General features: G+C 72.7%; 17 protein-coding genes. 4 read left to right on the forward strand and 13 right to left on the reverse strand.

Going from position 1 to position 22798, the window contains the following annotated elements; all coding sequences use genetic code 11:
• Window positions 1-50: 50 nt before the first annotated feature.
• The 4 genes from glf to HDG68_RS00980 are packed head-to-tail and all read right to left on the reverse strand — an operon-like array spanning window position 51 to window position 6094.
• Window positions 51-1187, reverse strand: coding sequence for a UDP-galactopyranose mutase (gene glf / locus HDG68_RS00965; protein WP_172148404.1), 1137 nt, complete (start codon window positions 1185-1187; stop codon window positions 51-53).
• Between the two features lie 11 nt (window positions 1188-1198).
• A complete protein-coding gene (locus HDG68_RS00970; protein ID WP_172148406.1) occupies window positions 1199-3058 on the reverse strand; it encodes a glycosyltransferase in 1860 nt (619 codons plus the stop codon).
• 10 nt (window positions 3059-3068) lie between these two features.
• A complete protein-coding gene (locus HDG68_RS00975; RefSeq protein ID WP_172148408.1) occupies window positions 3069-4898 on the reverse strand; it encodes a glycosyltransferase in 1830 nt (609 codons plus the stop codon).
• Window positions 4895-6094, reverse strand: coding sequence for a hypothetical protein (locus HDG68_RS00980; protein WP_172148410.1), 1200 nt, complete (start codon window positions 6092-6094; stop codon window positions 4895-4897). Before HDG68_RS00980 ends, HDG68_RS00975 begins: the two co-directional genes overlap by 4 nt.
• Window positions 6095-6226: 132 nt before the next feature.
• Here HDG68_RS00980 and HDG68_RS00985 point away from each other — a divergent pair, with 132 nt between their 5' ends.
• On the forward strand, window positions 6227-7540 hold the full coding sequence (locus tag HDG68_RS00985; RefSeq protein WP_172148412.1) for a SpoIID/LytB domain-containing protein: 1314 nt from the start codon (window positions 6227-6229) through the stop codon (window positions 7538-7540).
• Window positions 7541-7589: 49 nt separating this feature from the next.
• Here HDG68_RS00985 and HDG68_RS00990 read toward each other — a convergent pair whose 3' ends face one another.
• From HDG68_RS00990 to HDG68_RS01005, 4 genes are all read right to left on the reverse strand, one after another.
• Complete coding sequence (locus HDG68_RS00990) at window positions 7590-9941, reverse strand: glycosyltransferase (protein ID WP_172148414.1); 2352 nt, start codon at window positions 9939-9941, stop codon at window positions 7590-7592.
• Entirely contained in the window at window positions 9938-11293 is a 1356-nt protein-coding gene (locus tag HDG68_RS00995) for a glycosyltransferase family 29 protein (RefSeq protein ID WP_172148416.1), read from the reverse strand. Before HDG68_RS00995 ends, HDG68_RS00990 begins: the two co-directional genes overlap by 4 nt.
• Window positions 11294-11451: 158 nt before the next feature.
• Window positions 11452-11655, reverse strand: a complete 204-nt coding sequence (locus HDG68_RS01000) for a Trm112 family protein (RefSeq protein ID WP_172148418.1) — start codon at window positions 11653-11655, stop codon at window positions 11452-11454.
• Window positions 11652-13118, reverse strand: a complete 1467-nt coding sequence (locus HDG68_RS01005) for a phosphomannomutase/phosphoglucomutase (protein ID WP_216647916.1) — start codon at window positions 13116-13118, stop codon at window positions 11652-11654. Before HDG68_RS01005 ends, HDG68_RS01000 begins: the two co-directional genes overlap by 4 nt.
• An 86-nt stretch (window positions 13119-13204) precedes the next feature.
• Here HDG68_RS01005 and manA point away from each other — a divergent pair, with 86 nt between their 5' ends.
• On the forward strand, window positions 13205-14410 hold the full coding sequence (gene manA / locus HDG68_RS01010) for a mannose-6-phosphate isomerase, class I (RefSeq protein ID WP_172148422.1): 1206 nt from the start codon (window positions 13205-13207) through the stop codon (window positions 14408-14410).
• On the opposite strand, the gene HDG68_RS01015 is transcribed toward manA, so the two are convergent.
• A complete protein-coding gene (locus HDG68_RS01015) occupies window positions 14407-14811 on the reverse strand; it encodes a DUF3499 family protein (protein ID WP_172148424.1) in 405 nt (134 codons plus the stop codon). The genes manA and HDG68_RS01015 overlap by 4 nt on opposite strands.
• 68 nt (window positions 14812-14879) lie before the next feature.
• Here HDG68_RS01015 and HDG68_RS01020 point away from each other — a divergent pair, with 68 nt between their 5' ends.
• The gene (locus tag HDG68_RS01020; RefSeq protein ID WP_343037355.1) at window positions 14880-15296 is read left to right on the forward strand and encodes a metallopeptidase family protein; all 417 of its coding nucleotides are present in this window, start codon (window positions 14880-14882) and stop codon (window positions 15294-15296) included.
• A 9-nt stretch (window positions 15297-15305) separates the two neighbouring features.
• Here HDG68_RS01020 and HDG68_RS01025 read toward each other — a convergent pair whose 3' ends face one another.
• From HDG68_RS01025 to HDG68_RS17285, 3 genes are read right to left on the reverse strand one after another with little or no spacing between them, the layout of a single operon-like run.
• Entirely contained in the window at window positions 15306-16898 is a 1593-nt protein-coding gene (locus tag HDG68_RS01025) for a DUF5719 family protein (RefSeq protein WP_172148426.1), read from the reverse strand.
• Complete coding sequence (locus HDG68_RS01030; RefSeq protein WP_172148428.1) at window positions 16895-20173, reverse strand: glycosyltransferase; 3279 nt, start codon at window positions 20171-20173, stop codon at window positions 16895-16897. Before HDG68_RS01030 ends, HDG68_RS01025 begins: the two co-directional genes overlap by 4 nt.
• Window positions 20174-20221: 48 nt before the next feature.
• On the reverse strand, window positions 20222-20560 hold the full coding sequence (locus tag HDG68_RS17285; RefSeq protein WP_172149082.1) for a WhiB family transcriptional regulator: 339 nt from the start codon (window positions 20558-20560) through the stop codon (window positions 20222-20224).
• 173 nt (window positions 20561-20733) lie between these two features.
• On the opposite strand from HDG68_RS17285, the gene HDG68_RS01040 reads away from it, so the two are divergent.
• Window positions 20734-21450: a TIGR03089 family protein gene (locus HDG68_RS01040; RefSeq protein ID WP_172148430.1), complete on the forward strand. Its 717-nt coding sequence runs from the start codon at window positions 20734-20736 to the stop codon at window positions 21448-21450.
• Between the two features lie 9 nt (window positions 21451-21459).
• Here HDG68_RS01040 and HDG68_RS01045 read toward each other — a convergent pair whose 3' ends face one another.
• Window positions 21460-22767: a UDP-glucose dehydrogenase family protein gene (locus tag HDG68_RS01045; RefSeq protein ID WP_172148440.1), complete on the reverse strand. Its 1308-nt coding sequence runs from the start codon at window positions 22765-22767 to the stop codon at window positions 21460-21462.
• Window positions 22768-22798 lie beyond the last annotated feature (31 nt).

Raw genomic sequence — 22798 nt, forward strand, 5'->3', positions numbered from 1 at the left:
CGCGACTCTACTCACGTCGTCACGATGACCACGTGTCGAACACACGGACGCTACGACAGCTGGTTGTCGACCATGGACAGCGCCGAGCCGATGGCCATGTGCATGTCGAGGTACTGGTAGGTGCCCAGCCGGCCACCGAAGTGCACGTCGCGCTCGGCGGCCATCAAGTCGCGGTACCGCTTGAGGCGCTCACGGTCGTCGGCGGTGTTGACCGGGTAGTACGGCTCGTCCTGCCGTGCCGCGAACCGCGAGTACTCCCGCATGATCACGGTGCGGTCGTCCGGGTAGTCCCGCTCCGGGTGGAAGTGGCGGAACTCGTGGATCCGCGTGTACGGCACCTCCGCGTCGGCGTAGTTCATCACCGACGTTCCCTGGAAGTCACCCACGTCGAGCACCTCGGTCTCGAAGTCCAGGGTCCGCCACGACAGCTCACCCTCGGCGTAGTCGAAGTACCGGTCCACCGGCCCGGTGTACACCACCGGCACCTGGCCCACCACGGCCGCCTGGTGCACCGGCTGGGAGGAGTCGAAGAAGTCCGTGGACAGCCGCACCTCGATGTTCGGGTGGTCGGCCATCCGCTCCAACCATGCCGTGTACCCGTCCACCGGCAGACCCTGGTGCGGGTCGTTGAAGTACCGGTTGTCGTACGTGTACCGCACCGGCAGCCGCTTGATGATCGACGCCGGCAGCTCGCGCGGATCCGTCTGCCACTGCTTGGCCGTGTACTCCCGGATGAACGCCTCGTACAACGGCCGCCCGATCAACCGCACCCCCTGCTCGTCCAGGTTCTCCGGCACCCGGTCCCCCAGCTCCGCAGCCTGCTCCCTGATCAGCTCGCGCGCCGCGGCCGGCCCGTACGCCGACCGGAAGAACTGGTTGATCGTGCCCAGGTTGATCGGCATCGGGAACACCTCACCCCGATGCGTCGTGTACACCCGGTGCTCGTACGACGTGAACCGCGTGAACCGGTTCACGTACTCCCACACCCGCTCGTTCGCCGTGTGGAACAGGTGCGCCCCGTACCGATGCACCTCGATACCCGTCGACGCCTCCGCCTCCGAGTACGCGTTGCCCCCCAGATGCTCACGACGATCGATCATCAGCACCTTCCGCCCGGCGGACGCCAGGCGTTCGGCCACGGTCAGACCGAAGAACCCGGTCCCGACGACGACGAGGTCGGCGTTCATGTGTTCAGCTCCTACAGGTCGTCGGGGAGGTAGCCGCCACGGCGGCGCGTGTACGCCCGGTATCCGGCGGCCCGCAGGCGCTCGGGCACGAGCCGATAGCCGGCGCGCACGATCACGTTGCGCACGAGCTGCGGCGTCGACACGAACCCCTCGCCGTGCAGCGTGCGCTGCAGCGCCAGCTCGGAGGCGAGCAGGCGGCGACCGCCACGGCGGGCGTACGCGCCGGCGCCGACCCGGTAGAGCACCAGCGGGTCGGTGACGTTCTGCGCGTGGGCACCTGCCGCCAGCATCCGGGCGAACAGGAGGTAGTCCTCCATGAGGTCGAGGTGCTGGTAGCCGCCGACCGCCGCCACCGCCGACCGCCGGTACACCACCGAGGGGTGGTTGAACGGGTCGCGGAACCGTGCCGCCTCCGCGATCCCCGCGTCCGTCGGCGGGACGCGGACCATGCCCCGCTCGTCCTCGTCCTCCTCGAACTCCCAGATGGCCGAGCCGACGATGTCGTAGGCGGAAGCCACCATCGGGATCTGCACGGCGAACCGTTCCGGCAGCGAGATGTCGTCGGCGTCGGCGCGCGCCACGATCTCGTGCCGGCACGCCTCCAGCCCGCGCTCCAGCGCACGGGCCAGGCCCAGGTTGTGCGGGAGGGCCACGAGCTTCACCGGGATGTCCGTGAGCTCGCCCAACCGGTCGAGCACCGCGGCGACCTCGGCACCGACCGGACCGTCGCGCACCACGACGACCTCGTCCGGGCGGAGCGTCTGGTCCTGCGTGACCGAACGGAACCCGCGTTCCAGGTGTCCGGCGTCGTCCCCGCGGTACACGGGCAGCAGGACGGAGAACCGTTCGTCGTCGAGGGGCTCTCCGGCGACGAAGGAACCGGGCGCCGCAGCGATACGGCTGACGGGCACCGGCGCCGGGAGCGAGGCGCCGGCCTCCAGCCTCGCGACGGTGAGGGCACCCGGTCCGACGCCGGACAGGACCTCGGTGTCCGGCCGCGGCGCGCGCACCACGCCGTGCCAGAACCCTCGCGCACCGGCGGAAGCCAGGGTGCGCCGGTCCCGGGAGCGCCAGAACGTGCGGAGCCACCGGCGCAGCGTCGAGCCGCCGTACAGCAGTCGTTCCCGCGGGGTGAGCGCACCGGACCGCGTGAACATCCAGATCTTGTTGCGCACCTCGTAGTAGAAGCGCGGTCCGGGATCGGCGTCGGTGGACCCGGGGCTCTTGGTCCGGTGCTCGACGACGCTGCCCGGGACGTAAAGACCGACACGGTCCCGCAGGATCCGCGTCGCGTACTCGAAGTCGTCGTTCCAGATGAAGTAGTCGGTGACCGGCACACCGGCCCTCCGCACGGCGGCCGCGTCGATCATCATCGAGACGAACGACATCGACCGGACCGGGACCGCGCCGGCACGACGTGCGCGGTCGACGTCGTCGGCGGAGGCTCCCGGGCGCTGCCGCGGTGTGTTCATGGGGTGGTCGGACCCGTCGGTCCACACGACCTTGCTGCACACCGCCGCGACGTCGCCGTCGTAGGCGTCCCGTGCGGCGAGCATCTCGGCGAGCGCGGTCGGCGTGGGGATGGTGTCGTCGTCCATCACCCAGACGAGGTCCGCCGCGTGCTCGGCGACCGCGGTCGCGATCCCCACGGCGAACCCGCCGGCACCACCGGTGTTGCGCGCGAGCGCGACGACCCGCGGCGCGGTCGCGTGACCGCGCGCGACCGCGAGCGCGTCGTCGGTCGAGGCGTTGTCGACGACGACGACCCGGTCGACGGGTCGGCTCTGGGCGCCGAGGGCATCGAGCGCGGCACCGAGCAGCTCTGCCCGGTTGTACGACACGACGACGGCGACGACTACGGGGGTGGACATCCCCGACATCCTAGTCGGCACCCGGGGATGCCAAGGTCGCCCGCCAGCGCCGGGGCGACGTGAGCTCCGGCGCGGCCGCACGCCATCGACGCGACAGCCGACGCCAGGTCAGCGCGAGTCGCGCGTGCACGACGACGGTCCGCACGGCCAGCCGCCAGAACGTCGCCGGGTCGCGGCGCAGCCAGACCCCGCTGTCCCCCGCCGCGTCGAGCACCAGCACCGAGTCGTGGCCGGGCACCTCCCACCAGACGGCCTGCTCCCGGGTGAGCACCGTCGTCGGACCGCGACGCGCGACGGCGGGAACGGGGCGCAGGGTGCGTGCCAGCCCCCGCACGGCGAAGACGGCCAGACCGGACGCGCCCACGGGTCGCGGTGCGGGCGGCTCGTGCGTCTGCCGCGCGGCGACCGCGTCGAAGACCGGATCTCCGGGGCGGTGGCGCACCGTCTCGGGGAAGGCGGACGCTGCGGCACGGACCCGTCCGACGACGGAGTCGAGCTCCGGGTGCAGTCGGCCCGGGCCGTCAGCGATCTCCTTCAGGGCGCGCAGGTGCAGCTCGACCGGGTAGTAGCGCATCGCGAGCAGCAGCTTGAGGTCTGTCGCGAGCAGGGCCAGCGGGAGCAGCCGCGGGCCCGTGGCGTGCAGGAGCGCCGTGGCGACCCGGTTGCGGACGTGCAGGTAGGCCTGCCACTCCACCGAGTCGTCCTTCTCCGTCCAGGCCATGTGCCACAGGCAGGCCCCGGGCAGGGAGACGGTCGGGTAGCCGGCCTCACCGGCGCGCAGGCAGAACTCGGCGTCGTCCCACTTGAGGAAGAACGGCATGCTCAGCCCGACCGCCCGGAGCGTGTCGGCGGGGATCAGGCACATCCACCACCCGTTGAACTCCGAGTCCTGGCGGCGGTGCAACCAGGGCACGGGACGCAGTCCGCCCGCGAGGTCCTGCCACTGGTGCTCCATCCGGGGCGGCCCCCAGTTGAAGGTGCGCCGGTGGACGACCTCGCTGAAGGAGTTCAGCACCGTGGGCCGGGCCAGGTCGAACATATGGCCGCCGACGACGACGGGCGCCTCGGCCATCCGGTGGAACCGCACGGCGCGCAGCAGGCACTCCGGCTCGACCTCGACGTCGTCGTCGCAGATCAGCACGGCGTCTGCGTCGGCGTCGAGCGTCTCGAGCATGCCGCGGGAGAAGCCGCCCGATCCTCCGAGGTTGGACTGGTCCACGACGCGCAGTCGGTCGCCGAGCAGCTCGGAGACCTCCGCGAACCCGTCATGGTCGACGACCTTGTCGGAACCCTGGTCGACGACCTGCACGCGCACGTCCTCCGTGACGAGCTCAGGACACGAGGCGAGCGTCCGCAACGTGGCCACGCAGTAGTCGGGCTTGTCCATGGTGGTGATCGAGACGACGACGTCGCCTCCACGGCGGACGGGCGCATCGACCCACCAGGTTCCGCCCGTGACCACGACGTCGTCGTCACCGGCGGACACCTCGCACCAGAGCCATCCGACGTCGTCGTACGGGAGGTCCACATCGACGGGCTCGCCGACAGGCGCGGTCGCTACCTCGCTCACCGCACCCGCGGATCCGGACCGCAGGAGCCGGACCGTCCCCGGACCCTTGGCCTCGAGCTGCAGCCGCGCGCGCCGAGCACCGGTCCACGCTGCCCAGTAGGCGGCGGGCAGACCGTTCAGGTAGGTGCCGATCCCCTGGACCGTACCGGCGGGGACGGTGAGAGCGCCGCAGTCGTCCACCGCACCGGGGCCGTCCTCGACGCAGAGCGGGCCGCGCTCCGAGACCGGCTTGAAGATCAGGTGCTGCGCGACGTGCATCGTCGCCGTCATCGAATCCGTTCGCGGACCCGGCGTACGAGCGCGGCCGCCAGCTCCCGCCCGGACGCCTGGTCGAGACGAGGAGCCGTCGCGTCGAGCGTGTCCGCAGCCGAGTCCGCCGACTTCTCGGCGAGAAGCTCCTGGGCCTTGTCGCGTTGGAGCTTGCCGCGGGAGATGGCTCCGACGACGGCCTTCGCGGCCGCCTCGACCGGCACGGTGCTCGACCGCGGAGCACGCCGACCCGCGTCCGGCACGTCACGCTCGAGCAGCGCGAGGTCGCCGACGACGCGGACCCCGGACCCCTCGATCTGGGCCGCGAACCGTTCCGAACGTTCGGCCGCACGGTCGGCAGCCCACGCCGGGAGGAGCAGCTTGGTCTCGTCCTCCGCCGGTTTGCGCCCCCCGAGCACGGCAGCGATGGCCCCCGTGCGGATCCAGTACCGGTACTCCTGGAACGACAGCGTGGACCGGACCTCCGCGTTGACCGCACGTAGCAGCTCGGCCTCCTCGAGGCTCATGCTGCGGTTGGAGGCGAACCCGTCCAGGTCGGCACCGGCGAGCACCCCACGGTCGAGACCCAGCATGTCCTCGAAGGCGTCGAACAGAAGGGTGGGGGTCGACTTGTCGACCACGACGACGGTCACGTTCTCCGGACCGACGACCCGCGCCCAGCGCTCGGTGACCGCCCCCTGGTCGAGCCGGTCCCGTTCCAGGCGGAGCCGACGGTGCTCGAGGTCGTCGGAGAGAACCTGCTTGAGCCAGTGCCCGAACGACATGTTCCGCCCGGACTTCAAGGTCTGCTGCCACGCGGAGGGCAGGACCTCGGAGTAGTTGCGCAACGTGATCACCACGTGCGTGCGGTCGCCCAGTCCCTCGTACACCTGCTGGGCCGTCGCGTCGTCCGCCTCCGAGACGAACTCGTGGCCCACCAGGACGCGACGGGAGGTGTCCGCCTCGATCTCGGAGTGGAGCCGCTTCCACACCTTGGGTCGCGGCTCGACGCCAGGGAGGCTCCGCTCCATCAACGCGGCCATCGCGATCCGATGGTTCACCGCGGTGCCCGGGTACAGCACACCTCGGGCGGCAAGCTCGGGACGCAACGCGGACGCGGCGTTCTGCAGGCTCGTCGTCCCCGTCTTCATCAAGCCGATGTGCAGCAGGCGCGCCCTCTCGGGGAGCAGCAACCCGTCGGCGCTCGTAGCGGTCAAGTGGACCTCACTCCTGGACATCTCGCTGGGATCGGACCACCTTAGCCGAGGTCGCGGGGCACGATCGACGTCCGCTCGAGATGCTCGGGAAGGAGGCCTGCGTCACAGTAGTTGCAGGGGGTATCTATCGTCATGACACCAAGCACCAGGCTGCGCCGCACCATCGCCGGCGCTCTCATCACCGTCCTCGCTCTCGCCGGCGGCGTCGCGACAGGGTCGACTGCGTCCGCTGCCGACGTCCCGGACCGGTTCACGCTCTCCGGCTCGGGGTACGGCCACGGCGTCGGGATGAGTCAGTACGGCGCGTACGAGCTCGCACGCCAGGGCGCGTCCGGCGTCGACGTCCTCAAGCACTACTACACCGGGTCGAGGGCGCCGTACACCACCACGCCCAAGAACATCCGCGTCCAGGTCTACGGGCCGGACCCCTACAGCTTCTCCGGCTACGGCGACTCCGGCCGCAACACCTGGCTCACCGTCAGCGGTGGCGACTGGCGCGTGCGCAAGCCGGGCACGGGCACGGTCGCGCAGGGAAGCGGGACCGAGACGATGAAGATCCGCATCGGAACCAAGGGCGCAGTGCGCGTCAAGGTGAACGGCAAGGTCTACAAGGGCGACATGATGCGCATCCAGTGGTCGGGGACCCGCTACTGGCGACCGAACGGGAAGACCGCCGTCGCGACGATCCAAGGAGCCCACGGAGCCTACAAGAACGGGCGGTTGACGATCATCAACCGGAAGTCGACGCCCAACATCACCAACGATCTCCTCCTCAACACCGAGTACCTGTACGGCATCGCCGAGATGCCCTCGTCGTGGGGACTCAACGGTGGCGAGCGTGCGCTGCGGGCTCAGGCGATGACCGCCCGGTCGTACGCGGTATCCAAGCACGAGGGCAAGCCGCAGTGCCGCTGCCACGTCGTCGACGACGTCCGCGACCAGCACTTCAGCGGCTGGAGGAAGGAGAACGAAGGTTCCGGTGCCCGGTACGGCAAGATCTGGACCCGCTCCGTCGACAAGACGACGAAGAGCGCCACCCGTGCCCGCGTCCTCCAGGTCGGCGGACGACCGGTCGCCGCACACTACTTCTCCTCCAGCGGCGGCCGTACCGCCGACTCCGAGGACGTCTGGTCGTCGGCGCTGTCCTACGAGCGCAGCGTGGCGGACCCGTACAGCCTGCGGGCACCGGGCAACTCCTACGCCTCCTGGACCCGCACCATGACCCAGGCCGAGGCGCGAGACCTGTTCGACCTGAAGAACGTCGCCTCGATCGAGGTCACGAGCCGCTGGACCAGCGGCCAGATGCGAACGCTGACCGCGACCCAGCCGAACGGCAAGAGGTCGACGCTGACCGGCAAGGCCGATCAGATGCGGTCCTGGGTGGGACGAGCCACGACACGCGGGAGCCTGCCGGCCTCCTGGATCACCGGGATCCGGGCGAGCTGAGCGACCTCATCCGAGCAGGTCGCGAACGGCCACTCCGAGCGCGTCCGGTTCACACCGCCGCGAGCAGCTTCCCCAGTGCTTCCTCGTAGTGGGTCCGGAGCTTCTCGCGGGCCGACGCCACCTCCCGCCGGTACGTGGTCGGGTCTGCCAACACTGCGCGCACCAGCTCGTCGAGGCGACCGCCGAGTCCGGGCTCGTCGATCGCGATGCCCCACTCCTGGTGTTCCACGTCCTCGAGGAAGTACCGGAGCTTCGGGTGCGACACCAGCGAGACGATCGGCGTGCCTACCCCGAAGGGGATCATGCCGGCATGCCCTCGCATGCCCACCACGACGGCTGCTCCCGCGTAGGAGCGAAGGGCCCTGTCGATCCCCATCCGGTAGAAGGGGTCGACCGGGACGCGCCGGCCATGGTGCGCGTAAAGATCCTGAGCGACGCGCTCGTCCCCGACCGTGTGGGCCGCGACACGGACCTCGGCGACCCGGGTGGTCCTGCCGAGGAAGACGTCGAGCTCGGCGAGGAACGCGGGGTAGGAATCCTTGAAGCGCAGCGACGAGCGGTCGTAGGCGACGTTCAGGTAGACCACCGGCCGACTCGCCGTCGGCGGCGCCCCCTGCAGACGTGCGCCCGGTCCGTCGTCGAGCAGGCCGAGGAACGTCGTCGGGCACGGCATGTACACGACCTTCTCCGCCAGCTCGGCGGGCAGCATCGCCCGGACCCGATCGATCGAGCCGTGATTGCGCAGTCCGACGAGCTCCGCCGTCTCGACGGTCAGCCGGAGGGACTCCTCGAACCTGCTGCCGTGGATCTGCTGACCGTCGAACAGGTTGTATCCGACCGCCGTGAGGGCGAGCGGCACCTCGAGCCGCCGCAGACTCGCGTCCGGGACGTTCCACTGCCAGCCGCTGTTGCCGTTGGGCATCGTGTCGGGCAGGAAGAGGCCACCGCCACCGACGAGCAGGGCGTCGGTCCCGTTGACCCGTTCGACCGCGGCCTCGTCGAAGACCTGGTGCACGTGGAACCCGGTCCAGGACTCGACGGGACGCTGCGCGGCGACGCTCTCGCGGACCGCCACGGGCAGCAGCTCGTCGCCGAAGTTGCCGAGCTCGTCCACGTAGAACGCGGCGTGCGAGAGGCGCAGGCCCGGCACGCTCAGGGCTGACCGCACCCGTGCGTCCGGCGCGCCTGCTTCGAGGCGTCCCGCCAAGGACCGTGCCTTGGCGTGCACGGGCTGCCGGCCGAGAGCGGCACGCACGTGGGTCGCCGCCGCCGCGTGGTCTCCACGGACCCAGGCCGTCTCAGCCTGGAAGTACGAGCCGTCGGCGGCGTCGGGGCCCGCTGCGAGCGTCGCCACGGCGCAGGCGTCGTCGTAGCGGCCGACAGCGCGGAGAGCGGACGCGTACCGCAGGGGCTGGTCCACCCGGCCGGTCTGCACCGCCGTCAGGCGCCGGATCGCCACCGCCGCGGCGAAGTCGCCTCCCGCCGCACAGGCCACCGCTTCCGCCAGCAGCTCCTTGACCGACGGATCCTCGCCGCACAGCCATCGGCGGATCCGGGGCGGGAGTCCGGCGGCCAGGTGTCGATAGTGCTCCAGCAGGGCCGCCGCGGGTGTTCCCCCGTCACGCTCCAGCTGTTCGGCGGCTGCAAGGTAGCGGCAGACGAAGGCGGCATCGCTCGTGTCGAACCGGTGCCACGTGCGTTCCAGCTCCGCGTAGCCGTGCTCGCCGCCGTGCCACGGCTTGTAGCGGCCGGTGTAGTGCAGGACCCGGGCTTCGGTCGGCGCGCTGCCGCCGGGCGGCGTGGCGCGCTTCACCCAGTTGAAGCGCCGGTCCAGCTGGTGATAGTCCCCGTCCAGGACGGCGGTGAGCACCCCTTGGTCGTGTCGGTCGAGCTCGTAGCCGCCCGATCGCCCGACGGCGTCGATCCGGGCCACGAACTCCGCGGAGAGGCAGTCCGCCCCGACGGCGAGCAGCCCGCTGTTCAGCTTGCGCCCGCCCTCCGAGTCGAAGTACTGCGGCACGGCCGCGAACGGCGCCGTCAGGTGGAACAGCTCGTCGATCGGTGCGGTGAGGACCATGTCCGTGTCGAGCGTGACGATCCTGTCGTAGTCACGAAGGCGGAACGCGTCCAGGATGTAGTAAGCCTTCGTGTACAGGTAGTTCGAGTCGTCGCCCTTGCGGTACTGCTCGTAGGGAGTCGGATCGACCCTCACGAACCTCACGTCCGGACGCAGCGAGCGCACCCGCGCGACGTTCGCCGGGTGGAGACCGTCGTGCAGCACGACCATCTCGGCGGTCGTACCGGGATCCACCAGGTGCAGGCTCTTGAGGAGAGCGACGAAGCCGACGAAGTAGTCGTCGTCGACGAACGACACGTAGGCGTGCCGGGAAACGCGGTTCATCGCAGCGAGATCCTTCCGGGGGCCGTTCCGACGGTCCGTTCCGCGACCCATCGGCGTTCGATCGCGTAGGAATGTGCTGCGGCCACCGGGAGGTGCATCGCGTCGGGTCGCCGATAGGGGTCACCCGAGTGGAAGTTGAAGCCGAAGAGATCGATCCGCGGACACACGTCGAGATAGTCGAGAAGAACGAGCATGTTGAATCCGGTGGTCGGAACTGCCAGCTCGTCGCGCAGCTCGGGACCGATCAGCGAATTCCTCGGCCATCGCAGCGACTCGTCCCCGACGAACTCCTGAGCACTCGGTCGGAGATGTCGCCGCAGGCTCTCCTCCCACACCCCCGGTATGCCGCCGAACACCAGGCGCAGGTCCACCGGCACGTCCCAGTTGTAGTCGTGCAGATGGATCGTGGCATGCACGTCCGTCCGCTGCCCCGTGCGGACGGGGTCCAGGTCGAAGGAGTTGAAACGGACGACGACGTCGTAGGAGTCGATCTGCGCACCGAGCTCGAGGTCCAACAGCTCGGCCGAGTTGGCGACGAGACAGACCGACCTGCCGTCGAGGTACTCCCGCAGTCCCGCGAGGCCCATCGGCCGCACGCCCAGTAGATCAGGACGTCCACCCGCGTCGGGCTCGGCGACGGTCCGCTCGAGGATCGGCAGCAGCGGTGCGAGCGGAGCGTCGATGCTCAGCCCGCGGGCCACCGTCGCACGAAGCGTCGCACCGTAGCCGCGCACGGCGCCGGGCTCACCGAGATAGGACGCGTGGAGCGCTCCGCCAGCAGCGGTCGCCAGATCGTCGCCGGCCCGGAGGCTCTCCTCGACGCCGAACCAGCCGTCCTGGTCCGAGATCGCCGGCGCCGAGCGCTCGCGGAGCATGACGGCGATCGGGTCGTCGGACGAACGCTTCGCTGCTCTGCGGCGCCAGCGCGGTCGCTCTGCGGTCCGGAGCACGGCCGCCGCCTCGGCCGCCAGCGCGGTGGCCTCGGGTTCGGCGGGGCGTGCATCCAGGAGGAGCTCCACGACGCGAGCCGTCAGCGCGGGTTCCCGACGCACCGCGCGGCGGGCGACCAGCAGCAGGGCGTCCCAGGTTCGTGAGGGCGGCTCCCACCACCCGCAGCGTCCCAACGCGAGCTCGGTCGCCCGATGGTCGTCCACGAGGTCGTCGGCGCGGGCTGCCTGCACCTCGATCACCGCCCGCGTGAGCTGGATGTCCGTCCACGCGGCGCTGGCGGAGAGATCAGCCGCGAGCCGGCCGAGGTCGGCGACGACCGCAGCGAGCTCGGCGTTCTGCCGCCGCGTGTGGGGCCCACCGCGCATCCGCTCCATCGCCGCGTGGCGGACATGCCGCTTCATCGTCGAGACCGTGAGATCCATCAAGACATATCCTCATCATTCGCGTCGTCTGAGGCATCGTAACGACGGAGATGGTCGATATTGTCGCGACGGACGAACCTCGCGAATGTTCACGACGAAGCATGAATGAATTCATGTGTCGTTCACCGGATGAACGGCTACTGGAGCGGACGCGCCTCGCTCTCCAGCAGCACCGGGATCCCGTCGCGGACCGGGTAGGCCAAGGGCCGCTCCGTGTCGTTCGAACGCAGCTCAGGCGCCCCGTCCGGGCCGACGGCGTCGACCAGCTCGGCCCCGGTGACGGGGCACCGCAGCACGGAACGCACCCACGGGTCGATCCAGGGAGTGTTCTCGGTGTTCACGCGTCCTCCTTGCGCACGAGGGACAGGACGTCGTCTCGTAGCTTGGTCATGATGTCGTGGTCGGCTGCTTCGACGTTGAGGCGCAGCAGGGGTTCGGTGTTGGAGGCGCGCAGGTTGAACCACCACTTGGGGTGGTGGCCGTCCCAGTGGGTGATGGTCAGCCCGTCGAGGGTGTCCACGACCGCGTCGGGGTAGGCGGCCTGGTAGGTGGCGCGCACGTGGTCGGTGACGGCGGCGGCGTCGGTGACGGTGGAGTTGATCTCCCCGGACGCGGTGTACGGGGTGTACATGTCGGCCAGCGCCGAGGCGGGGTGCGGTTGGGAGCCGAGGGCGGCCAGGACGTGCAGCGCGGCGAGCATGCCGGTGTCGGCGTACCAGAAGTCGCGGAAGTAGTAGTGCGCGGAGTGCTCCCCTCCGAACACGGCGCCGTGGTCGGCCATGGTCTGCTTGATGAAGGAGTGCCCCACCCGGGTGCGCACGACGTCGGCCTCGGCGCCGAGCAGGTCGGTCACGGCGCGAGAGGTGATGAGGTTGGCGATCACGGTCGCGGACCGTCCGGCGGCCTTCTCGCGGGCGACCTCCCGCAGCCCCACCAGCGCGGTGACCGCGCTCGGAGACACGGCCGCGCCGGTCTCGTCGACCACGAAGCAGCGGTCGGCGTCGCCGTCGAACGCCAGGCCCAGGTCGGCCTCGTGGGCCACGACCGCGGCCTGCAGGTCCAGCAGGTTCGCGGGCTCGAGCGGGTTGGCCTCGTGGTTCGGGAACGTGCCGTCCAGCTCGAAGTACATCGGCACGACCTCCAGGGGCAGGCCGGCCAGCCCGGCCGCGTCGCCCAGCACCGCCGGGACCGTCAACCCCGCCATCCCGTTGCCGGCATCGACCACGACCTTCAACGGCCGCATCCCCGACAGGTCCACCAGGGACCGCAGGAACCCCGCGTAGTCGCCCAGCAGGTCCCGCCGCGACACCGACCCCCGCGCCGCCGGCCCGGCGTCCTCGCCACCGTCCAGGGCGCCGTCGACGCCCGCGTCGTCGAGGAGCTCTTGGGCGATCTCGCGGATCTCGGCCAGGCCCGTGTCCTGCCCGACCGGACGCGCACCGGCCCGGCACAGCTTCATCCCGTTGTACGCCGCCGGGTTGTGCGAGGCAGTGAACATCACCCCCGGAGCGTCCAGATGCCCCGAGGCGAAGTACAACCCGTCCGTGGAGCACATCCCCACGTCGAGGACGTCCACCCCCTGCGAGGTCACCCCCCGCGCGAACCCCGCCACCAGGTCCGGACCCGAGTCCCGCATGTCCCTGCCCACCACCACCCGCGACGCACCCTCCGGCGCCACGACCACCCGCGCGAACGCCACCCCCACCGCCTCGGCCACCCGCGCCGAGAACTCCTTAGGCACGATCCCCCGCACGTCGTACGCCTTGATGATCCGGGACAGGTCGAAGTCGCTCACAGGGGCCAGCCTACGGTGGCGCGCCCCACCTCCTCCGGGTGAGGTCCGGCGACCGGGTGACGACGTCTGACCAGGCCGTGTGATTGGCTGTGCCCGTGACCGAGCTGCACCCGCTCGACAACCCCCTGCGCCGCTACGACTGGGGGTCGCCGAAACAGATCCCCGTGCTGCTCGGCCTGCCCGTGGACGGTCGACCGGTGGCCGAGCTGTGGCTGGGTGCCCACCCCACGGCACCGAGCCGGACGCCCGCAGGTCCGCTGCACGAGGTCGTCCGCGCGGCTCCCGACGCGATGCTGGGTCGCAGGGTGTCCGACCGGTTCGGTCCTCGGCTGCCGTTCCTGCTCAAGGTCCTGGCCGCCGACCGTGCCCTCTCGCTGCAGGTTCACCCCAAGCCGCACCTCGCCCGGGCCGGCTACAACCGCGAGAACAGCCTCGGCATCGCCGCGGACTCCCCCGAACGGTCCTTCCACGACGACCAGCACAAGCCCGAGATGGTCGTCGCCCTGACCGAGTTCGAGGGCCTCGCCGGCTTCCGCACCCCACGCACCGCGCTCGAGCTGCTGGACGGGCTCGACGGCCCGCTGGTGGACGGCGTCCGGACGGCGCTGCAGGCCGACCGGTCCGCCGACGGCGTCCGAGCGGCCTTCAGCCATCTGCTCGCAGCGCGCTCGTCGCCCCGCTGCCGTGACGCACTGGCCGAGGCGCTGGAGGGCGTGCGGCGTCGGCTGGCGGACGGCTCCCCGTCGACGCGTGCCGACACGACCGTGCTCGCCCTGGACGCACAGCATCCCGGAGACCCGGGCGCCCTCGCGTCGCTCCTGCTCAACCGCGTCACCCTCGACCCGGGCGAGGCCCTGTTCCTGCCGCCCGGAGAGGTGCACGCCTACCTGTCAGGGCTGGCGATCGAGGTGATGGCCTCCAGCGACAACGTGCTGCGCGCCGGGCTCACCACCAAGCGCGTCGACACCGACGCCCTGCTCGAGTGCGCCTCCTTCGCCCCGCGCCCGCCCGTCGCCCCGGAGAGATCCGTCGCGGCGGGAGGAGCCGTCCAGACCTACCGAGCACCTGTCTCCGAGTTCGCCCTCACCGTCGCGGACGTCGGATCCACGGTCGGCGTCGCCCTGCCCGGGCAGGGGCCGCGCATCGTCCTCTGCCTCGACGGCGCGGTCGACCTCGGGACGGAGCGGGCCGACGCCGGTCCCACCCCGCTGCACCGCGGGGAGTCGGTCTTCGTCCCGCACGACGCCGGCGCCCTCGAGGTCGCCGGCAACGGCCACGTCGTGTGCGCCTGGGTGCCCTAGGACATCTCGGTCGGATCTGTTGCCGACCGAGCCTGCGACTCCGCGCGCAGCACCCGCAGGTGCCCGCGCCGCGCCGTCTCGGTGACGCTCGCCGGCTCCGCCGCGGGTGCCGGATCCGCTGCCCGACCCCCACGACCGGCCTCACGGACCGCCTCCGCCAGGGCCGACAGGTCGTCCTTCGACGGCGGCGGGGTCACGAACTCCGGTTGCAGCCGCACGACCTCCCAGCCGCGCGGCGCCGTCAGTCGCTCGGCGTGCACCGAGCACAGGTCGTAGCTGTGCGGTTCGGCGCGCTGCGCCAGCGGGCCCAGGACGGCGGTGGAGTCCGCGTACACATAGGTGAGCGTCGCCACCGCCGTCTGCGTGCATGCCGTGCGCGAGCACTGCCTGACCGATCTCACCCGGGGAGGATACGCCGCCGGGAGCGTGTGCGGTGCTCTGGCGCGCCGCACACGGATACGCTCGTCGGGTGAACAGCTTCGTCCGACGGCGGGACCGGCGTGGCCGCGGCATCCGCGGCCCGCTGCTGCCCCCGGGGGCTCCGGCTCGCCGGACCCGGGCGGACCTCTTCGACGACACGGTCCTGGCCGCCATGGACCGCCTCGAGCGACGGTGGCCCGCCGTCTCGGGCACCGAGCTGGCCGTCGAGGACGTCCCGCCCTCGGACCCGGCGCCGTGGGAGACGCGGGGCGTCCCCCTGGGACGGCTCTTCCCGGCCGAGTCGGGCCAGCCGGCGCGGATCGTGGTCTACCGCCGCCCCGTGGAGTCCCGTGCCCTGGACGCCGAGGACCGTGTCCGCCTGGTCAACGACGTCCTGGTGGAGCAGGTCGCCGAGCTCCTCGCACGCACGCCCGAGGAGATCGACCCCGACGTCGGGCGCCCGTAGCGCCGCTGCTCAGGGCACGTCCACGCGCCGCACGGAGACGCTGCCCGCGCTCGCGGACGTCGCGGTCGGGTCGAGCGTGGCGACCAGGGTGCCGTCGGCTCCCGTGCCGTCGTCGGCCCGCAAGCGCACGGACCAGGTGAGCACAGCGGAGCCCTCCCGGTCACCGTCGGTGTCGACGAGCACACCGACCTCGGCACCGAAGTCCGCGACCGGCACCTCCACCGTCGAGCCGACCGGGACGGTGACGGCCTGCTCGCCCGCCACGTCGCCCGCGGCGTCGACCCCGCGGACGGTGGCGGTGAGCTCGCCCGTGACGTCGTCCGCGCCGGCGGGCGGCACGGCCGTCAGTGCCACGGTGGCTCCGGCAGCCGTCGGAGGCAGGGCCACCTGCGCGGCGACGGGGGCCCCGGGGTCCGGCAGCACCTGCCCGGCGCTCCACGCGACGTCGTGCGGCGTGCCGTCGACCACCGAGTCCTCCGGCTGCTCGCCGGGCACGGAGACCCGTGCCGCGGCGGCCACGGAGACGTCGGCGTCGACCCGGACCGTGTAGGTCCCGGCCGGCAGCCCGCCCACCGGCACGGCCGTGACCGCGCCCGCGGCGAGCTCGACCTGCTCGGCGCCCCGCAGGGTCACCGGACCGTCGGGGCCCAGGACGGTCAGGCGAGCCGTCCCGCTCCGGTCCCCCGGGTTCAGCAGCCACAGCACCGGCGCGTGGTCGTCCTCGAGCTCCTCGCCGCGGGAGACGACGCCGTCGACCGCCACGACGTCGCCCGGCGCGGCGCCGGCTTCGACGAGGTCGACACCGGCCGGCACGAGCCCGTCGATGGCCTGGATCTGCATCGTGGCGGTGACGCGTGTCCCCGAGGCCGCCACGTGCACGGCGAGACGCCTCTGCTCGGGGGCGAGGGAGTCGAGCCGGACCACCTCCTGCTCACCCGCTGCGACGGTGAACTCCCCCTGGCCCCCGACCGCGACGGGCCCGTTCGGCCCGTACACCTGCACGGCGACCGCCGCGGGACGGGCGCTCGGGTTCTGCACGACCAGCAGCGCGCTGGACCCGACCTCGCTGTCGCCGCCGACGAGCCAGTGCTCCGTCGCGGGCTCCTGGCAGGACGCCGCCGCCAGACCGCGCAGGTCGCCGGCGGTGGTCACCGACCCCGTCGCCGCGGCCGCGCGCAGAGCAGAGCCTTGGGGCATCGCGGAGAGCACCCGGGGGCGTTCCACCGGCGTGGTGAGCACGTCGGCGTCCGCACCGCCGGTGAGCTCCGCCTCCCGCCCTCCGCCGAGCCCGCGGGTCTCGGCGCCGTCGGCCCCGAGGACGACGGCAGCCAGCCCCGAGGCCACGTCCTGGGAGGCGCTGAACTGGTCGTCACCGACGTCGGCGCCCTGCGGCAGGCTCACGGGTCGCGGGCAGACGAGGTGTGTCTCGGACGGATCCACCGGGACCTCTCGCGTCCCCGCGGCGACGGCGGACTGCTCCGCCCCGGTCCACCGGTCGACCCAGTCCTGCCCGACGGCGGCCGTGGCGGCCAGCCCTCCGGCCACGACGATCCCGGTGGCGACCACGGCGGCCGTGCGGCCCCACTGCGCGGCGCGACTCATCGTGACCTCCGTCGTGCGACCGGCAGGGCCAGCAGCACGAACACGACCAGCACGAGCCCGGCCAGGACGAGCCAGGGCGTCCGGGACGGGACGTCGTGCTCGACCACCAGGCGTCCGCCGTCGGGCCCCACCTCGAACGCCTGCCGGCCGTCGGCCTCCACGGCGGTCAGGCGACGCCCGTCCAGGGTGGCCCGCCAGCCCGGGTCGGCGGTCTCGGCGAGCACCAGCACGCGGGAGTCGGGACCCGGGCCGACACGGTCCGCCACGACCCGCCCGTCCGCCGCCACGGAGCGCAGCGCGGTCTCCCCGGTCGCCGGAAGACCCTCGTGGAGCACCGCCCAGGCCGGTTCGACGGGCGCGCCCGCGACACGCCAGACGAGCGTGCCGTCCTGGGTGCTGCGCGCGAGGCCGGGCGTCAGGTCCAGAGAGGTGACCAGCTCGCTGTCGGTGCCGGCCGGGACCTGCACGGCGCCGACGCCGAGGGCGGACAGACGCTCGGTGGTACCGGGTCCGGCTCCGGCGGACAGCTGGGCGACGGCCGCGTCCAGCGCGGCGACGTCGGCACGTCCGGGGGCCTCCAGCACGCCGGCCGCGCGGGCCCGGACCACCGTGGACGAGTCCAGCAGGCTGGAGCCGTCGGCGTGCAGCACGGCGTACTCGACGGCTCCGTCGACCGGCTCGAGCTGCAGCACCCGGGCGCTGCGCGGGGGCGCCTGGACCTGCTGCCCGACGGCCGGCACGGTGCCGGCCGTCGCGGCGACCAGCTGGTCGACGGACCCGTCGTCGACGTCGTCGACCCACCAGGCGGCCAGCCCGGCGGTGGGCACCACGAGGGCCGCGGCGGCGAGGAGGCCCACGGCGGCACGGCGCAACGGACGCCCGCCCGGTGCCGCCGTGACCCCGAGCGCCGCGACCCCCAGGCCGAGCAGCAGCACCGACAGACCGACCGACGGCCAGCCGTGCACCGGGACGGCCGCGCCGTCCGCCGGCGTCCCGGCCGCCACGACGGTGCCGGCGGCGAGCAGCGCCGCCAGCAGCCCGACCGCCGCCGCACCGACCGCGACGCGCGCCGCCACGACCCGCTCGCCCCCGAAGAGCGCCACCAGGGCCAGCCCCAGCACACCGGCACCCAGCAGCCACGGCACGATCGCGACCAGCACCTCGAGCGGGTCGCCCGGTACCGTCGGCAGGTCACGGTGCAGCGGGAACCCGAGCAGCAGCGACAGCCCGTCGGGCGTCGTCGCCGCACGGGCGGCCCCCGGCTCGGCCAGCAGCAGACGCCAGCCGCCGTCCGACCACGTCGAGACGGCCTGCCACCAGAACGGCAGCCCCACCACCGCCGCGGGGACGACGACGAGGGACAGCCGCCGCCAGTACCGCGGACGCAGGACGATCCCGGCCACCATGACAACGAGCGCGACCGGCAGGAGCACCGGGGCCGCGCCGACGGCGACGGCGAGCAGGAGGGCGGCGGCCGCGCCCGCACCGAGCGACCCTCGGCGCTCCGGGGCCGGCCCGACGTCGTCCCGGGCCTGCACTCCGACGGCGCGGACCCCGGCGAGCAGCACCCAGGGCAACGTCAGGTGTGCGACCACGGCCGCGAGCCGCCCGGTGCCGAGGGAGTCGAGGAAGGTCGGCGCCGCGGCCCAGCACAGCGCCGCAGCGGCGCGCGCCCACACCGACCGGGTCACCGCACCGGCCCCGAACCACCCGGCGAGCGCGGCGAGCGGCAGCGCCGCCACGACGAGCAGGTTGACGGCGAGCTGGGCGCTCCCCCCGGCGAGGACGGTCAGGAGGGTCACCACCGCCAGCCAGGGATCCGCGGGCGCCGCCGTCCCCAGGCCGTCGCGCACCCAGCCCGACGTGGCGGCGTCGAACGTCTCGGCCAGGCCCGCGGGTGCGGGCAGCAGCGCCCCGCCGACGATCCGACCGCCGTCGGCGAGCACACCCTGCCAGGGCGCGAAGGCGGCGACGGCCACCGCAACGGAGACGAGCAGCACGCACGTCAGCCCGACGCGGCGCCGCGCGGCCAGGCGCCTCAGCTCGGCACGCTCCAGGTCGGTGAGCTGACGCCGCGCACGCAGCGTCTCGGCGCGGGTGAGCCGGGCGTCGCGCCGCTCGGCGGCCACCTGCCGCCAGTCGGCCCGCAGCGGCCGCAGCACCCGGCGCGGCAGGCTCCGGGTACGGGCGGCACGACGTCGGCCCCGGACCAGGGGCACCACACGCAGCACGGTGACCAGCGGCGCCAGGATCTCGTCGCGCGCCCCGGCAGGACTCTTCAGCGCGAGGCGGTAGCCCGCCACGAACGGCGCCCACACCACCATGGCCACCAGGGCCAGCGGGAGCAGCGGCAACGGCACCGACACCAGGCGGGCGTACAGCTGGCTGCGACGACGGGCGTAGGCGGACGACGCCGTACCCCGGGCACGGTGGGTGCGCGGACGACGTAGACCTCGCAGCGACGCCTGCGCGTGGTGGACGACGGCGTCGGGCACCACGACGACCCGGTGCCCGGCCAGGCGAGCCCGCCGGCACAGGTCGAGGCTGTCACCGAAGACGCCCGCCTCCGGGTCGGTACCGCCCAGCTCGGTCCACACGCGGCGCCGCACCAGCGCTCCGGCGAGGCCCACCGCGAGGACGTCCTCGCGGGCGTCGTGCTGGCCCTGGTCGATCTCCGACTCGTCGATGCCGGTCATCCTGCGGCCCAGGGGCGAGACCGTGTAACCCACCTCGACGAGGAGCCCCGGCCGGGCCGGGTCAGGTGCGGCGGGACGCCCGTCGGCCTCGAGGGTCCAGCGACGCTGCTTGCACCCCGCGACGGCCACCGCGGCGGAGTGCTCGACGGCACGCAGCAGTCGGCCCAGGGCGTCGGGTGCCGGGGCGGAGTCGTCGTGCAGGATCCAGATCCAGCCGCCGGGCTCCCCGTCCGGGTCGCCCTCCTCGGCCTCCGCCGTCACGGCACGGTCGACGGCGTCTCCGAGGCTGCGGGCCGACGGGGCGGGGACGTAGCGGTGGTCGCCCATGCGCAGACCGTCGTGGTCACCGGTGGACCGGGCTGCGTCCGTGTCGACGACGACGACGTCGTCAGGCGCACGGTCCTGCGCGCCGAGGGCCGCGAGCGTGGCCTGCAGGAAGGGCGTCCGGCCGTGCGTGACCACGACGGCGGTCACCGTGACGGCGGTCCGTGGGGGCACGCCCAGCACGGCCTCGGGCCCGGGCGCCGTCGGCGCGGCGCTCGCTCGCGAGGGATCCTGGGTCAGGTGCGGTGCAGTCATCCTGCCCGCCATGATGCGGCGCCCGGACGGCGACGCGTGGGATATCGCTCAGACGGCGCGCCGCTTGAGCTTGCGGCGCTCGCGCTCGGACAGACCTCCCCAGATCCCGAACCGCTCGTCGTGCTCGAGCGCGTAGTCCAGGCACTCGCTGCGCACGTCGCAGGAAGCGCAGACCTTCTTGGCCTCGCGCGTCGACCCGCCCTTCTCCGGGAAGAAGGCCTCCGGGTCGGTCTGGGCGCACAGAGCTCGTTCCTGCCACCCCAGCAGGGTCTCGTCGTCGTCGACGTCGCCCTGGCCGAACAGCGGGAGGACCGGTGCTACATGGTCCGTCGTGCTGCCGACGTCAGACGGGAAGACCTCCTGGTCCCCGTCGAGCAAGTTCCACATGGCGTGCCCCTCCATGCCCTTCTCGAGGAAACTGCATATATGGAATTACACGCGTGTCATCACAAGGCGTCAAGCCGAAATGTGCTAGCGCCGCCATCTGCACCCCTCGTTCACCCCGACCTGAGGTCGAATTGAGGTCCTCCGGGACCGGGCCGCGCTCGTAGGCTGGTGCGGTGGCACACTCCCCCAGCACCGTCCCTGACCTGCTCGACCACCTGCGATCCACCGGCGGGCGACCTGCCCTGACGTGGTACGGCGAGGCCGGGGAACGGATCGAGCTGTCCGGCGCCGTGCTCGACAACTGGGTCGCCAAGACCGTCAATCTTCTGGTCGAGGAGTTCGACGTCGACCCCGGCAGCACCGTCGCCGTCGACCTGCCCGCGGGCTGGCGGCAGGTCGTCTGGTCGTTGGCCGCGGCCCGCTGCGGCGCAGCGGTCGGCCTGACCGACCCGACGGCGGACCCTGCGGGTGGTGCAGCGGTGGTCGACGTCGTGGTCACGTCACGTCCGTCGGCCTGGCCGGACGCCGACGAGCTGGTCGCCGTCGCGCTGCCGGCCCTCGCCCGCCGGTTCGACGGCGACCTGCCGGACGGCGCCGTCGACGCCGCCGCGGCCGTCATGACCTACGGGGACGTCATCGGCTTCGACCCCGCGGCCGGGACCCGCACACCGCTGGACCGGCTGGGCGCCGTCACCGCCGGCGACGCGGCCGGACGCACGCTGGTCCGCGGGGACGCCGCGGTGGACGAGGTGCTGGCCGAGGCCGTCTCCGTGTGGGCCCGGGGCGGTTCCGTCGTCCTGGTCGGTGCCGGCCCGCTCGCCGAGCTGACGGCCGACCCGGCTCGCCTGGAACGGCTGGTCGCGACCGAGCAGATCACCGACGGGCTCTGACGGCCGCGTTCAGGCGCGGCCGAGGGCGCGGTACCGCCATCCGGCGGCCTGCCACGACTCACGGTCCAACGCGTTGCGGCCGTCCAGGACGTTGCGCGCCCCGACCAGGGACCCGGCCCGGACCGGGTCCAGATCCTTGTACACGCGCCACTCGGTCAGCACCAGCACCGCCTCCGCCCCCGACAGCGCCGCCTCCAGGTCCGACTCGTAGACCAGCTCAGGAGCCTTGAGCCGCGCGTTGTCGATCGCCTGCGGATCGTGCACCACCACGTCCGCACCCGCCTCACCCAGCCGCGCCGCCACGTCCAGCGCCGGCGAGTCACGCACGTCGTCCGAGTCCGGCTTGAACGCCGCTCCCAGCACCACCACCCGCCGACCCGCCACGTCCCCGCCCAGCACCTGTCCGGCCAGCTCCACCATCCGCACCCGCCGCCGCGTGTTGATCGCGTCCACCTCCCCCAGGAACGCCACCGCCTCCGGCGCACCCAGCTCGTCCGCCCGCGCCATGAACGCCCGGATGTCCTTGGGCAGACACCCACCCCCGAACCCCAGCCCCGCGTTCAGGAACCGCCGGCCGATCCGCGCGTCGTGCCCGATCGCGTCCGCCAACCGCGTCACGTCGCCCCCGGCCACCTCGCACAGCTCCGCCATCGCGTTGATGAACGAGATCTTCGTGGCCAGGAACGAGTTCGCCGCCACCTTCACCAGCTCCGCCGTCGGATAGTCCGTCACCACCCGCGGCATCTGCTCGGCCAGCACCGCCGCATACACCTCGTCCAGCACCCCCGCCGCCCGCACCCCGGCCTCACCATCAGCCACCCCGTACACGATCCGGTCCGGGTGCAACGTGTCCTCGACCGCGAACCCCTCACGCAGGAACTCCGGGTTCCACACCAACGACGCCCCCGCCGCCTCGACCAGCCCCGCCAACCGCGCCGCCGTGCCCACCGGCACCGTCGACTTACCCACCACCACGTCCCCCGGCGCCACCTGCCCCACCACCGACGCGAACGCCGCCTCCACGAACGACAGGTCCGCCGCCAACGACCCCACCTGCTGCGGCGTACCCACGCACACGAAGTGCACCCGAGCACCAGCCACCGCAGCCACGTCCGTCGTCACCTGCAACCGACACGTGTCCTGCACCCGCGTCAACAGCTCGTCGAACCCCGGCTCGAAGAACGGCGCCTTCCCCCCAGCCAACGCCTCCACCCGGGCCGCATCCACGTCCACACCCACGACCTCGTGCCCCAACGACGCCATCGACGCCGCATGCACCGCACCCAGATACCCCAGACCGATCACCGAGATCCGCATGCCGGGAGTCTAGGAGCGTGCCCTACCGCTC

This window comes from Isoptericola chiayiensis, assembly GCF_013149805.1.
GTDB lineage: Bacteria > Actinomycetota > Actinomycetes > Actinomycetales > Cellulomonadaceae > Isoptericola > Isoptericola chiayiensis.

What these genes read in the sequence shown, in the direction of transcription:
- glf (WP_172148404.1), bottom strand. Translation starts at nt 1,187, where the DNA reads ATGAACGCCGACCTCGTCGTCGTCGGGACCGGGTTCTTCGGTCTGACC.
- HDG68_RS00970 (WP_172148406.1), bottom strand. Translation starts at nt 3,058, where the DNA reads ATGTCCACCCCCGTAGTCGTCGCCGTCGTCGTGTCGTACAACCGGGCA.
- HDG68_RS00975 (WP_172148408.1), bottom strand. Translation starts at nt 4,898, where the DNA reads ATGACGGCGACGATGCACGTCGCGCAGCACCTGATCTTCAAGCCGGTC.
- HDG68_RS00985 (WP_172148412.1), top strand. Translation starts at nt 6,227, where the DNA reads ATGACACCAAGCACCAGGCTGCGCCGCACCATCGCCGGCGCTCTCATC.
- HDG68_RS00990 (WP_172148414.1), bottom strand. Translation starts at nt 9,941, where the DNA reads ATGAACCGCGTTTCCCGGCACGCCTACGTGTCGTTCGTCGACGACGAC.
- HDG68_RS00995 (WP_172148416.1), bottom strand. Translation starts at nt 11,293, where the DNA reads ATGAAGCGGCATGTCCGCCACGCGGCGATGGAGCGGATGCGCGGTGGG.
- HDG68_RS01025 (WP_172148426.1), bottom strand. Translation starts at nt 16,898, where the DNA reads ATGAGTCGCGCCGCGCAGTGGGGCCGCACGGCCGCCGTGGTCGCCACC.
- HDG68_RS01030 (WP_172148428.1), bottom strand. Translation starts at nt 20,173, where the DNA reads ATGACTGCACCGCACCTGACCCAGGATCCCTCGCGAGCGAGCGCCGCG.
- HDG68_RS17285 (WP_172149082.1), bottom strand. Translation starts at nt 20,560, where the DNA reads ATGTGGAACTTGCTCGACGGGGACCAGGAGGTCTTCCCGTCTGACGTC.
- HDG68_RS01045 (WP_172148440.1), bottom strand. Translation starts at nt 22,767, where the DNA reads ATGCGGATCTCGGTGATCGGTCTGGGGTATCTGGGTGCGGTGCATGCG.